This is a genomic window from Candidatus Zixiibacteriota bacterium (assembly GCA_035574315.1).
Lineage (GTDB): Bacteria > Desulfobacterota > Binatia > UBA9968 > UBA9968 > DATLYW01.
Genome location: DATLYW010000012.1, coordinates 64,612 through 77,378 on the forward strand (window position 1 = coordinate 64,612; position 12,767 = coordinate 77,378).

Below are 12,767 nucleotides of genomic sequence, written 5' to 3' on the forward strand. Positions count from 1 at the left end.
GTCCGTCCCTGCTATGTCAACCCGAGGACCTTCTCGGTCTGCAGGATGATCTCCGTTGCGGTCGCCCGATCCTTGAAAAAGACGCCCTGCTTCGCGACGGTGCGGATACGGGTGGTTTTCGGGCTCACGATCTCCAGCTCGATCTCGATGTCTCGATCGTTGCCGACGGCTTTGATCGCCTTGCCTTGCTCCGTGGTCGCCGTGGCCTCGATCACGATGCCCATCTGATCAAGAGCCTTGCGCGTGGCCTGCTCGACCTGAGGGAGCGGAGCCGTAAAGGTGCGATAGGCGATGCCGTCGAGGGTGTAGGAAACCGACGTGCCGGTCGCCACTCCCGCTCCCACACCGAAAAGCGTCAGGCCGACGGCGGCGCACCCGCCGAGAAGCGCTGGAAGACAGAGAAATGCAGCGAGATACCTGCAGAGTTTGCAGCGTTCCATACCGGACACCGCAGGCAAGTTCCAAGCCAAGCGAAAGGGACGACCGATTTGGAACGCCCGGGAGTTTCTACCCCCCGAGGTCTCCGGGGAAGGACGGCTTGGAGAAAAAAATTGTTCCGCGCCTCGTAATTTCTACGTGCCGCCCGGCGATCCTGGGAAAAATCCCGTCGTCTCAGTCTCCGATGCCCGTGATCCTGACGCTGGCGTGTTTGGACTTGTACTTGCGGTTCAGGTGGATCAAGATCCCGGTGATGCCTTCGACGACGTAAGCGTTGGCCGCCGGGCCGGCGTCGAAGGCGCGCGCCCCGATGCGGCGGATGATCTCCATGACCTTCTGCTTGGCTTCCTCGCTGTCGCCGCAGACGAGGACGTCGCCGAGCTGCGCGTCGATCTCGCCGAGATCGGCTGCCGAGATGTTGTGCAGCGCACCGACCACGGGCGCTTCGCCGCCCAGGATCTCTTGAGCCTCGAGCAGCGCCGAGCCGGCCGGCGGGACGAAGGGCCGGCCCTTTTTCAGCGGCACGACCGTATCGATCACGATCTTGCCGCCGAGCTGACCCTTGAGGCCCCGGACCATCTCCGCCTGACCTTCGTATGGCACGGCGATGACGACGAAATCCCCTTGCTTGACCGCTTCCTGGTTCGTCGTCCCGGTCAGCTCTCCCCCGCGCATGCGCGGCCTCAGGCTGTCGACGGCCTTTTGCGCTTTCTGCGCGTCGCGCGACCCGATGATCACCTTCACCCCGGGCGCGCCCAACCGTAGAGCCAACGCGCTCCCCAGGCTGCCGGTTCCTCCGACGATAGCGACGGAAAACTGTGATTCCATGGTTCAGAAGCGGCGAAAAAGATCCTCCGCCTCCGGGCGAAGAAGCTCTTTGACCGACCTTTCCTCCTTTTCGATTTCACAACCGCGGACGACCACGACGGGAACGCCGTCTCGCTTGCCCATCACCAGCTCGGCCGCGGCGGCGATCTCGTCGGCGACGGCCGCGACGGCCGCCTTGAGCTGGTAGCCGTAGGGGTCTTTGAGGCCGCGCTCGTCGCGCACGGGTTTGAGCCCGGCGATGCCGACGGCTACGTCGACGGTTCCGATGCGCCACGGACGGCCGAAGCTGTCGCTGATAACGACCGCGGGCGAGATTCCGGTCCTGCCCGCAATCTCGTCGCGGATCCGTCGAGCGGACGCGTCCGGGTCTTCCGGCAAGAGCGCCACCCACCCCGGCCCGACGTTCGACTGATCCACTCCCGCGTTCGCGCAGACGTAGCCGTGACGGGTCTCCACGATCAGCGCGCGCGCTCCGGTCCTCACGATTCCCCGGCTCTCGCGGAGGATCAGCTCCACCAGCGCCGGGTCCTTGTCGAGCACGCGCGCCAGCTCGGATGCGCGCGCCGAAGGGCGCACCTCCTCCAGCCGGACGATCCGTCCCTCGGCTTTCGAGACGATCTTCTGGGCCACGACGACGACGTCGCCCTCTTCCAGCCGCACGCCGTTGCGCGCGCAGGCCTCGCAGATCAACAGGCCGACCGCGTCGCCGGCCCGGATCTCTCCGATGCCGGTGAGCCCGAACAGCTGCAGCGCTCTCAACGGATTCCCCCGAGCAGCGCCCGCCGAGGCTCCCCGAGCATCTCCAGAACGACGCGGCTCGTCTCGCCGTCCGCATCGCCGCGTTCCAGAAATCGTTCGAGGTCCCGCGGCTCGTCGATGTCGAGCGCCAGACGCTCGTTCTCGACGAAACGGGGCGGCAACCCCCGGACCGAAATCTGCTCGAGGTGGTAGTTGAAGCTGTCGTACCCGAAGCGGAGCTCGATGATTTCCGGCGGCGCCAGCAGGAGAGCGTTGGTTCCGAGCCGGTCGTGCGAGGGCACGAGCAGGGCAAACGGCGCTGGCCGTTCCGTGGGGAGCGAGGCGAGCAGCGCCTCCACGTCCTCGGTTCGCAGCAGCGGAAGATCAGCCGGCAGGATCAGCACGGCTTCATGCCCCGCACGCCGCGCCTCCGAGCGCGCAAAGTTCACCGCCTCGGTTTCACCCCGCTCCGCGCTTTCGCGAAGCACCCGGGCGCCGAGCGAGCGCGCGATCTCGGCGACCCGTTGGTCGCCCGTGACCACGTATGTGGCAGCGAGGCCCGCGGCGGCCAGGACCCGCCTCAGCACGTCGCGGAACATCGCCTCCGCCAGCCGCTCACGTTCGGCTTCCCGCAAGGCTGGGCTCAAGCGGTGCTTGGCGTTGCGAAAATCCTTCACCGGTATCAGAGCCGCGACTTTCATGACACGCCGTAAAAATTTTTGTTTAGCATTATTCTTTCGCCAAGGCCAAGACCTCGCGCGCCAGCCGCGACTTGGCCGCAACCGAGTCCATGAGAATGTCGGTGGCCGCGGTCTCGATCCCCAGGCTGCGCAGTCTCGGCTCTTCTCCCCGGTCGGCGCGATCGATCACGAAGCAGTCGAGAAAATCGGCGTAGGCGGCGGCTACGCCGTACGCGGAGGGCTCCATGCCAGCGGCAGCCATCAAGCGGTGGGCCGGCCCGGTGATTGCCCTCGTGCCCACGAGCGGGCTCACACCGACCACCCTGGCCCTGGTCTCGCGGAGCGCGTCCCGGATACCCGGGACTCCGAGAATCGGCCCGATGCTCGTCACCGGATTGCTCGGGCAGACAACGATCACGGTTGCCTCGCCGATAGCTCGAAGCAGCCCCGGCGCGGGCCGACAGCGATCGAGGCCTTCGTAAGCGATCGCGGCCACCTCCGGCTGCCAGCGCCTTCGCACGAAGTATTCCTGGAAAGCGAGCACGTCCCCGTCGCGGGTCTTCACTCGGGTCACAACGCGCTCGTCCGCCATCGGCAGAACCACCGCCGCCACCCCGAGCCGCCCGCAAAGCTCTGCGGTTACCTGCGAGAGCTTGTACCCCCGGGACAGGAGCTCGGTCCGGACGATGTGCGTCGCCAGATCCCGGTCGCCGAGTCGAAACCAGGTTTCGCGGCCGTAGCGCCCGAGCTGCTCCAGGGCGTGGAACGTGTCGCCCCGAATCCCCCAGCCCTTCGCGTCGTCGCGCAGGCCGGCGAGCGTGTACATGACGGTGTCGAGGTCCGGCGAGACATGGAGACCGTGCACGACCACATCGTCGGCGGTATTGCAAACGACCGTGAGCTTTCCAGGGTCGCTTTCGCGCGCCAAGCCCTCGACCAGCTTGGCTCCGCCACTGCCTCCGCTCAATGCTACGAGCACGACGACCTCAAAGCCCGGCGGAGGCGAGCGCCCGGAGCGGACCGCCGCCGATCACGTAACCGTCCGGCCCGCAGAGCCGACGGGCCAGTGCGAGCGGGCCGGGTGCGAGAAAGCGGTCGTTGATAAACTCCGGGTAAACCGGCAGGCGCGCCTTGAGCTCGAAACCGGCCTCGGCGCTCTTCTCCCGCAGCACCTGCAGGGCCGGCCACGGCGCTTCGGGATTGATGAAGTCCGGCGTCAGCGGAGACACTCCGCCCCAGTCGTTGATCCCGGCGCGCAGGTAGTCGCCGTAGCCGTCCGGCGCCAGGTTGGGCGGCGCCTGGATGTTCATGGTGCTTCCCAGGATCAGCCGGGCGAGGGCGATCGTCTTCATCATTTCCGCGTGCGTCGGCTCGCGGTGAGCGCGCATGGGGATGTCGGGCTTTTGCCGGAAGTTCTGGATGATCACCTCCTGGATGTGCCCGTAGCGCTCGTGCAAGGCGCGAATCGCGAAAAGCGAATCCACTCGCTCCGGCCAAGTCTCGCCGATGCCGATCAGGATCCCCGTGGTGAACGGGATCCGCAGCCTTCCCGCGGTTTCGATCATGCGCAGACGGGTCGCCGGCTTTTTATCGGGAGCGGCCGCGTGCGGCCCCCCGGGCGACGCGAGCCGTTCGCTCACGCTTTCCAGCATCAATCCGACGCTGGCGTTTACCTCCCTGAAGCGCGTGAGGTCGCGCCCGCCCATGAGGCCCGAGTTGCAGTGGGGCAGAAGCCTGGTCTCCGCGAGCACCGCGCTGCAGGCTTCGTAGAGATAGTCGAGCGTGCGCCGCATCCCGCGTTGCGCCAGAAAGCTCCGCATTTCAGGGTAGATCGCTTCCGGCTTGTCCCCGAGACTGAAGAGGGCCTCGGTGCAGCCGAGCGTTTCGCCCCGGCGCGCTGTCCTGAGGACCTCCTCGATGGTCATCGTCCTGGCCCCCGGCTCGCCTGGCGCCCTGCGAAAGGTGCAGTAGCCGCAGAAGTCGCGGCAGAGGTTGGTCAGCGGAAGGAAGACCTTCGGAGAAAAGCTGACGACCTTCCCTTTCCCCCGATCCCGCAGAGCGGCCGCGGCCGCCAGCAAGGGCTCGATCTCGGCGCTTTCCGCCAGGCGAAGCGCCGCTTCCCGGGTAAGGGGCCTTCCGTCGGCGCAATCCTGGAGCACGCGTTCCATGGAGATTCTTGCTTGATATCGGATCGCTTCGGACCGGTCAACAAAGCGCGTCGCTCGCTTGACAGCGCCACCGGCTCCGCCTAGACTCTGCGCCGGCTTTGGGACGGCGGCCGCGGGCGACGCGGCGGCCGGGAGAAAATCGATGGACGATTGGAACGACGTGCTGGTCGTCGACGCGGACGGTCATGTCTACGAGGGCGATGTCGACTTGCGCAGCCGTATGCCCGAGAAGTGGCGATCGCAGGCTCCGGTACGGCTCAAGGACAATCAGGGAAACTCTCGGATCCTGCTCGAGGGGCGCATCTGGTCAGCTTCTCAGGGGCCCGGACCGGGCGTTTCCGGCCCCATGACCGACAAGGCGCGCAAGAGTCGGCCGGGGATGACCGATCCGGCCGCCCGGCTCAAGGACATGGATCTCGAGGGGATCGACGTGGCGGTCCTTTTCGGCACGCAGATCGCGCTCACCGTCAACGGGTTGATGAGCGGGGAGCTCGCCGCTGTCCTCTGCCGGGCCGTCAACGAATGGCTCCTCGAGTATTGCTCCGCGGATCGCGAGCGGCTGAAAGCCGTGGGCCTGATCCCGTGCCAGGCGCCGCAAGCGGCGGTCCGCGAGCTCGAATACCTCGCCAGGGCCGGCGCGGTCGCAGCGATGCTGCCGACCAACGTCTACGGCCGCAACATGGGCGATCCGATGTTCGATCCGATCTACGACTGCGCGCAGTCGCTCGGCATGCCGCTTTGCGTCCATCCCCAGACGGGCCATGATGGCGTGCCGGGGGTTTCCGGAGTCATGGGTGCGGGGAGCGAGCGCTTCTTCAAGTACGTCTACGTCCACATGACGGCTTTTCCTTTCGAATTGATGATCGCCATGATGCACATGATTGGCGAGGGAGTGTTCGACCGCTTCGCGAAGCTGAGGGTGGGCTTCATGGAAGGCGGCGCGGGCTGGCTGCCGTACTGGGCGGAGCGCTTCGACGAGCATCTGGAAAGGCTCGCGCCGCAGATGCCCGACCTCAAGCGCCGACCCAGCGAGATCATCGCGAGCGAGCAGATCGTGGTTACCTGCGAATCGGAGGAAAGCGGCCTGGACCGCGTTCTCGCGGCCAACGGCGAGCAGACGGTTCTCTATGCCTCGGACTACTGCCATTGGGATTGCCGGTTCCCCGACTCCGTCAGGGACATCGTCGAGTGCGGAGATCTCAGCTTCGCGCGGAAAAAAAGGCTTTTGGGGCAGAACGCCGTCCGTTTCTTCAAGCTGACCGATCTTCCCGCTCCCGCCGCTCTTTCCGCCGCGCGCCGCGGCTGGATCGGGAAGGCGGCCGTCGGGGCGGCAGTCGCGTAGAATCGTGCCCGTATAAGCTCGAGTTTCAAGGAGGGGCGATGCCTGCCAAGAGTTCCGCGATCGTTCTGGCGCTGGCGCTCTCTTTCGCCGCGCCCGTGTTCGTTTCAGGGGCGGACGGGGTTAGGAAAATCCGCGTCGGCTTTCCCTCCCTGGCGTTTTCCTACCTGCCTTTTTACGTGGCGCGGGAAAAGGGCATACTGCGGAAGCACGGCCTCGAGGCCGAGTACATCCAGATGCGCACCGGCATCCAGCCGCAAGCGCTCATCAACGGCAACATCAATTTCTTTCCATCCGTCTCGACGGGCATTTCCGCCGCCGTCTCGGGCCTGCCGGTCGTGGTGGTGCTGAATTTTTGCAACGGGGCTCCATGGGTCCTCGTGACCAGCAAGGAGATCAACAAGCCTCAGGACCTGATCGGCAAGAACATCGCCATCTCCGGCATCCGAACGTCGCCCCACTACTTCCTCCAGGCAGCGCTCAAGAAGTGGGAGATTCCCGAGAAGGACGTCGGCATCATCACCACGGGAGGCACGGCGGACAGCTTTACGGCCCTCGTCAGCCGTCGCGTGGCCGGTACGGTGGTGACGCCCCCCTTCGACGACAAGGCGGTCTCGCTGGGTTTCAAGAAATTCATGTTCCTCGGAGACCTCGTGGACATTCCGTACGTCGGCGTGGTCACCTCGCAGGCCGAGATCAAGAACAACCGGGAAACGGTACGGGCTGCGCTCGCCGCGCTGATGGAGTCGGTTTCCTGGATCCGCGCCAACCGCGTCGAGAGCACGAGAATGGTCGCCGAAAAGTTCAAGGTCACCACCGCCGAGGCCGAGCAAACGTATGCGACGCTGCTCAAGCTGCTCAACAAGGACGGGCGGCTCGACCCGAAGGTCGCGCGCGGCTACGTCGATCTCCTGCGGCGCGAACGGCCGATTCCCGCCGACGTGGACCCGCAGAAGTTTCTCGATTTTTCGCTGCTTCCCGCCGGCGGCTAGCCAAGGCGGCGCTGGAGAAGCCGGAAGCGCGGCCCGTTACCGACGCTGGCCGCGCCGTGTCCACGCCATGAAGACATGGGTGATTCTGGTCGCGGTGCTGTTCGGCGCCGCAACGGCTTTCGCGCAGCCCGCCCGAGAGAAGCTGCGGGTCGCCACGCGCCCGGTCAAGCCTTTCGTTTTGCAGGACGGAGGAAAGCTCACCGGCTTCAGCATCGAGCTGTGGGAAGAGATCGCCCGCCAGCTCAACGTGCGATCCGATTTCGTCGTCAAGCCCACCGTGAGGGAGCTTCTCGAAGCCGTGCGCTCCGGGGAAGCCGACCTCGGTATCGCCGCGATCTCGATCACCGCCGAGCGCGAGATGCGATGGGACTTCTCCCACCCGATGTTCGACGCGGGGCTTCAAATCCTCGTCCCGGCCCAGCCGGCCGGGATCGGGTTCTTCCACAATCTCGTCTCGGGAGTCTTCAGCTCGGCGGTGTTGCCGCTGGTCGCAGCCGTCGCCGGCATCATTCTCGTTCCCGCCCACATCGTGTGGTTCTTCGAGCGGCGCGCTCCCGGCGGCCTGCTCATCCACCGCTCCTACTTTCCCGGGATCTTCGAAGCGTGCTGGTGGGCGGCGGCGACGCTGGCGACGCAGGCCGACCAGATGCCGAAGACGGCCGCCGCCCGGGTGGCGGCGGTCATCTGGATGTTCACCAGCGTGGTTTTCATCGCCTACTTCACCGCCAGCGTCACCTCGTCCCTGACGCTCCACGAACTCCGCGGCGAGATCGACGGTCCCGAGGACCTGCCGGGCAAGCGGGTGGCCACCGTCTCGGGAAGCACCTCGGTGGAGTATCTGCGGCAACAAAACGCCGAGCCGCTGGAGTTCACCGACATCGAGGAGGCGCTGGACGCGCTCGCGCGCGAAAGGGCGCAAGCGGTGGTGTACGATGCCCCGGTGCTGCTTCACTACGCCGCGCGCCAGGGGCGGGGGCGGGTGCAGGTGGTCGGCCCGATCTTTCGCAAGGAAAGCTACGGTATCGCGTTTCCGCCGAACAGCCCGCACCGAAAACCGGTCAACGAAGCGTTGCTGAAGCTCAAGGAAAACGGCGTCTACGAGCAGCTGTACAGGAAATGGTTCGGCGCGGCCAGCTGACATAGCGGCACGGCCGCCGTCCGCAAGTCCGTCGCCTGCCCCGAGGCCGAGGCGCCGCCAGAAGTTCGGATCCTCGCAAACCGAAATCCGGCGGCGCACCGCTTGACAGGGCGGTGATTCTGTTGTTGCCTTAGGAGCAGACAGCTCCACGCGGAGGTTTTCCGATGGCATTTCAAGGCCATGCTATCGTCGACGCCGACGGTCATGTGATCGAGGATACCCGGGCGATCGTCGGGTTCATGCCCCGCCCGTATCAGGAAAAGTACGAGACACACTCCTTCTTCAACCCTTTTCCCCCGCTCGATCATCTCCACTCTTCCAACCTTCACGATTTTCCGCCGGGCGCTTTCAACAAAGTCGGCCCGGACGGCTGGGTCGATTTCCTGGAGGACGTCGGGATCGAAAGCACGGTCCTGTACACGACCCTCGGGCTGGCTTTCGGAAAGATCGTCAGCCGCGACTGGGCGATCGACGTGGCGCGCGCCTACAATGACTGGATCTGCCACACATACCTCAAGAAAAGTCCCCGCTTCCAGGCGATGGCGCTCGTTCCGCTGCAGGAACCGGAAGCGGCCGTTGAAGAGCTGCGTCGGGCGGTCAGGGAGCTGGGCATGTGCGGCGCGATGCTGCCCTCCACCGGGATCCAGGCGCATCTGGGCGATCCGCGCTACTGGCCCATTTACGAGGAGGCGGACCGTCTCGGCTGCGCGATCGGGATCCACGGCGGGGCGCACGAAAACCTCGGGCTGGACGATCTCACCCCGTACGCCCCCGTCCACGCCCTCGGCCATCCGTTCGGACAGATGATCTCCTTCGCCGGCATCGTCTTCAACGGTGTCCTCGACCGCTTTCCCAACGCGCGCTTCGGGTTCATGGAAGGCGGGGTCGCATGGCTGCTGCTCTGTCTCGAGCGCTTCGACCGGTCGTGGGAAACTCACGTCCAGCACGACCCCCGCGGCCGGTTTCTCCGCCTGCGCCCGAAGGAGAAAGTGAGCGACTACATCGCGCGCCACATCGACGAGGGCCGGATCTTCGTCGGCTGTGAAGGAGACGAGCCCGATATCGCCCATGCCATCCGCCGCGTGGGAGCGAAGCCGTTCCTCTACTCCAGCGATTTTCCGCACGAGGTCAACAACGAGTTCTGCAAGCACGAGATCGGCGAGATGCTCGACAACCGCGAGCTCACCGACGCCGACAAATCGGCGGTGCTGCACGAGAACGCGCGGCGGTTCTACAGGCTGCGCCCGGCGGGCTTATGACGCCTGGGGCCCGCCTTGGCTTGATCATCCCTTCTAGCAACCGGCTGACCGAGCCGCAGTTCCACCGCTACGCTCCGCCCGAGCTGGCCGTCCATGTCACCCGGCTGCGCATGACCGGCCGATGGCGCAAACCCCTCGGGGAGTTGCGGGGCGCGCTCCGGGAGGCGGCTGAAGCTCTGTCGGATGTCGAGCCGGACCTGATTGTCTTTCACTGCACCGCGAACTCCATGGAGGACGGCCTCGCCCACGAGGCCGCTCTGGTGGAGACGATCGCGGGAGCGAGCGGCCGTCCGGTGATCACCACCGCGCAGGCGATCCGCGAGGCGCTCCTCCGCCTCGACGTGCGCCGGCTGGTCCTGATCAGCCCGTACGTCAGAGAAACCAACGAGCGCGAGGCCCGCTACCTCGCCGAGGCCGGTTTTACCGTGCTGCACGACGTCGGACTCGGCCTCGAAAGCAAGCGCTACGGGAGCGTGCCCCCGGAGCAGTGGGTCGAGATCGCCCGGCAGAACTTTCCGCCGGAAGCCGACGGCCTGTTCCTCAGCTGCACCAACACGCGGATGATCGAGGCGATCGAGCCGTTGGAACGGGATCTCGGCAAGCCCGTGGTCGCGAGCAACCAGGCCACGCTCTGGGCCTGCCTCGAGCGCCTGGGACTGCCTCCGCCGGCCGGGAAGCTCGGGCGCCTGTTTGAATCCGGCCGACAGCAATTCATCGCGAGCTCGTAAGTACGTGGACATTGCATCATGGCGGCTGCCTCGCAGGCTACCGCCCCATCCTCCCCGCGAGCAGTTATCCGACCGCCCGGGCTGAAGCAGGAGCTTTACGTTCCCGTGCCCGCGTTGTTCGGATCCCGGCCGACACGATGGATGTCCACCTACCGACGAACTCCTCAGTATGCCCCCGCCGGCCCGGCGGCGAGCTTTTCGCGCAAACCGGTGTTGCGCTTCTCGACCCGGACGTTGCGGATCGCCATCGCCAGCGCTTTTCGGCTTCCCACCACCACCACGAGCTTTTTCGCCCGCGTGACCGCCGTGTAGAGGATGCTGCGGTAAAGCATCATGTAGTGCGAGGTGTGAAGCGGAACGACCACCGCCGGGTATTCGCTTCCCTGGCTCTTGTGGATCGAGGTCGCGTACGCGAGGCTCAGCTCGTCGAGTTCGTCGGCGTCGTACTCGAGAACCCGCTCGTCGAAGTCGACGGCGATTTTGCCCTGCTCGCGATCGACGCGCGCGACCCGCCCGAGGTCGCCGTTGAAAACGCCGCGGTCATAGTTGTTGCGCAACTGCATGACCTTGTCTCCCGCCCGCAGCAGAGAGCCGCCGCGTTCCAGCGTCTCGCCCTGCGGATTGAGCAGCTGCTGCAGCTCGCGGTTGAGCTGCACCGTTCCAAGCAGCCCCCGGTGCATCGGCGTGAGCACCTGGATGCTCTGCGCCGCCAGCTCCCGCGGAATGCCCAGTCGCTCTGGAATCTCGTCGCGTACCAGCCACTTGACCGTTTCGAGGATCTCCGCCTCGCTCTCGCGCGGCAGGAAATCGAAGTCGCGGCGCTCCCGCGGCCCGGTAAATTCGAGGCCCCGCCCCTGCAGGATGCGGTGCGCGTTGAGCACGATCCCGCTCTCGCTCTCCTGGCGGAAGACCCGGCGGAGCACCGCGACCGGAACCACGCCGGAATCGATCAGGTCCTTGAGCACGCTCCCCGGCCCGACCGACGGCAGCTGGTCGACGTCGCCCAGAAGGATGAGATGGCTGTGCGGGTCCACCGCCCTGAGCAGGTGATCCATCAGCGTCAGATCGACCATCGAGGCCTCGTCGACGATGACGACGTCGACCTCGAGGGGCCGCTCCTCGTCACGCAAAAACCGCCCTTCACGGGGGTTGTACTCGAGCAGGCGGTGAACGGTCGTCGCCTCTTCTCCGGCGCTCTCGCGCATGCGCTTCGCCGCACGCCCGGTCGGCGCCGCCAGCGCGAAAGAGACCTTGGCGCGCCGCAGCGTTGCCAGCAGCGCGGTGAGCAGCGTGGTTTTTCCGGTTCCCGGCCCTCCCGTGATGATGAAGACTTTCTGCTCCAGGGCCCGGCGCGCGGCGACGGCCTGCTCGGGATCGAGCGGCCGCACGGACGACCATAGATCGGGGGTTGAGAAATCGACCGTGCCCCGTATCCCGCCGGCCGCGCTGGCGGGCTTTTCCGCGGTCAGGAAGGACGGCGTTGCGAGCAACCTGCGGATCGCCTCGGCGACCCGTGTTTCCGCCTCGTGGAGAGCCGCCAGGTAAACCCGCACCGGTTCCCCGGGGCGCTGCTGCACGACCAGCCGTCCTTCCTCGGCGAGCCGCTCGACAGCGATCGCGACCGTCTCCGCATCGACACCCAGCAAGTGCGCCCCGTCGCGGCAGAGCATCTCGAGCGTGACGAAGCAGTGCCCGCGCTCGGCGTGCTCGCCCAGGAGATGCAGGACCCCCGCCTGCACGCGCAGCGGCGAGTCGCCGCGCACGCCCAGGCCGGACGCGATGCGGTCCGCGAGCAGAAAGCCGACGCCGTGGACGTCGCGGGTGAGGCTGTAAGGGTCCGCCTTCACCCGGGCCACGCTCTCCGCGCCGTAGAGCCGGTAGATTTTCAACGCCAGGGCCGGGCTCACCCCGTGCCCCTGGAGGAAGACCATCACGTCCTGCATGCCGCGCTGCTCTTGCCAGGCCTCGAGGATGCGGCGCGCCCGGACCTCTCCGATGCCCTCCACCTCCAGGATCCGCAGCGGCTCCTCGGAAAGAACCCGCAACGTGTCGAGGCCGAAGGCGGCCACGAGGCGCCGCGCGTATACCGGCCCGATGCCCTTGATCAGTCCAGAGCCCAGATACTTTTCAATTCCTTCTAGGGTCGCCGGCTCGATTTTCTCCCAGTGCTCGACCTGAAACTGGAGCCCGTAGCGGGGATGGTTCTTCCAGTTGCCGCTGACCTTGATCTCCTCGCCCTCGGCGAGCGGGTGCATGCCTCCCACGACCGTGACGGTCGACGTGTCGGCGACCTCCAGACGGGCCACTGTGTAGAAAGTCTCGGGGTGATGGTAAGCGATCTTCCTGACCGTTCCCGTCAGCGTGGTTTTTTCCTTTTGACTTTCGCCGACTTGCATGGGCCCGATCCTACCTCAAACGGGTTCGGGAATAAACCTCAAACTTGATATTTGGCGGCCGGA

Annotated in this window: 12 protein-coding genes; 5 read left to right on the top strand and 7 right to left on the bottom strand. The window is 66.0% G+C overall.

Features of this window, described 5'->3' with window-relative positions; genetic code table 11:
• Nucleotides 1-11: 11 nt before the first annotated feature.
• The 6 genes from VNN77_02675 to cofG all read right to left on the bottom strand — a co-directional run bounded on the left by VNN77_02675 (nucleotide 12) and on the right by cofG (nucleotide 4,852).
• Nucleotides 12-440 (bottom strand): DUF3568 family protein, encoded by a 429-nt coding sequence (locus VNN77_02675; protein HXG50292.1) that lies wholly within the window; start codon nucleotides 438-440, stop codon nucleotides 12-14.
• A 172-nt stretch (nucleotides 441-612) separates the two neighbouring features.
• Complete coding sequence (gene npdG, locus VNN77_02680) at nucleotides 613-1,266, bottom strand: NADPH-dependent F420 reductase (GenBank protein HXG50293.1); 654 nt, start codon at nucleotides 1,264-1,266, stop codon at nucleotides 613-615.
• A gap of 3 nt (nucleotides 1,267-1,269) precedes the next feature.
• Entirely contained in the window at nucleotides 1,270-2,025 is a 756-nt protein-coding gene (cofE, locus tag VNN77_02685; protein HXG50294.1) for a coenzyme F420-0:L-glutamate ligase, read from the bottom strand.
• Nucleotides 2,022-2,705, bottom strand: coding sequence for a 2-phospho-L-lactate guanylyltransferase (cofC, locus tag VNN77_02690; protein HXG50295.1), 684 nt, complete (start codon nucleotides 2,703-2,705; stop codon nucleotides 2,022-2,024). Before cofC ends, cofE begins: the two co-directional genes overlap by 4 nt.
• A 28-nt stretch (nucleotides 2,706-2,733) precedes the next feature.
• Entirely contained in the window at nucleotides 2,734-3,663 is a 930-nt protein-coding gene (cofD, locus tag VNN77_02695; GenBank protein ID HXG50296.1) for a 2-phospho-L-lactate transferase, read from the bottom strand.
• A 7-nt stretch (nucleotides 3,664-3,670) separates the two neighbouring features.
• Nucleotides 3,671-4,852: a 7,8-didemethyl-8-hydroxy-5-deazariboflavin synthase CofG gene (gene cofG / locus VNN77_02700; GenBank protein ID HXG50297.1), complete on the bottom strand. Its 1,182-nt coding sequence runs from the start codon at nucleotides 4,850-4,852 to the stop codon at nucleotides 3,671-3,673.
• 142 nt (nucleotides 4,853-4,994) lie between these two features.
• Here cofG and VNN77_02705 point away from each other — a divergent pair, with 142 nt between their 5' ends.
• From VNN77_02705 to VNN77_02725, 5 genes are all read left to right on the top strand, one after another.
• Nucleotides 4,995-6,194: an amidohydrolase family protein gene (locus VNN77_02705; protein HXG50298.1), complete on the top strand. Its 1,200-nt coding sequence runs from the start codon at nucleotides 4,995-4,997 to the stop codon at nucleotides 6,192-6,194.
• Between the two features lie 38 nt (nucleotides 6,195-6,232).
• A complete protein-coding gene (locus VNN77_02710) occupies nucleotides 6,233-7,183 on the top strand; it encodes an ABC transporter substrate-binding protein (GenBank protein HXG50299.1) in 951 nt (316 codons plus the stop codon).
• Nucleotides 7,184-7,250: 67 nt separating this feature from the next.
• The gene (locus VNN77_02715) at nucleotides 7,251-8,321 is read left to right on the top strand and encodes a transporter substrate-binding domain-containing protein (protein ID HXG50300.1); all 1,071 of its coding nucleotides are present in this window, start codon (nucleotides 7,251-7,253) and stop codon (nucleotides 8,319-8,321) included.
• A gap of 164 nt (nucleotides 8,322-8,485) precedes the next feature.
• The gene (locus VNN77_02720; protein ID HXG50301.1) at nucleotides 8,486-9,580 is read left to right on the top strand and encodes an amidohydrolase family protein; all 1,095 of its coding nucleotides are present in this window, start codon (nucleotides 8,486-8,488) and stop codon (nucleotides 9,578-9,580) included.
• Nucleotides 9,577-10,308, top strand: coding sequence for a maleate cis-trans isomerase (locus VNN77_02725; protein ID HXG50302.1), 732 nt, complete (start codon nucleotides 9,577-9,579; stop codon nucleotides 10,306-10,308). The genes VNN77_02720 and VNN77_02725 overlap by 4 nt, the downstream gene beginning before the upstream one ends.
• 164 nt (nucleotides 10,309-10,472) lie before the next feature.
• On the opposite strand, the gene VNN77_02730 is transcribed toward VNN77_02725, so the two are convergent.
• Nucleotides 10,473-12,704: an ATP-dependent RecD-like DNA helicase gene (locus VNN77_02730; GenBank protein ID HXG50303.1), complete on the bottom strand. Its 2,232-nt coding sequence runs from the start codon at nucleotides 12,702-12,704 to the stop codon at nucleotides 10,473-10,475.
• Nucleotides 12,705-12,767 lie beyond the last annotated feature (63 nt).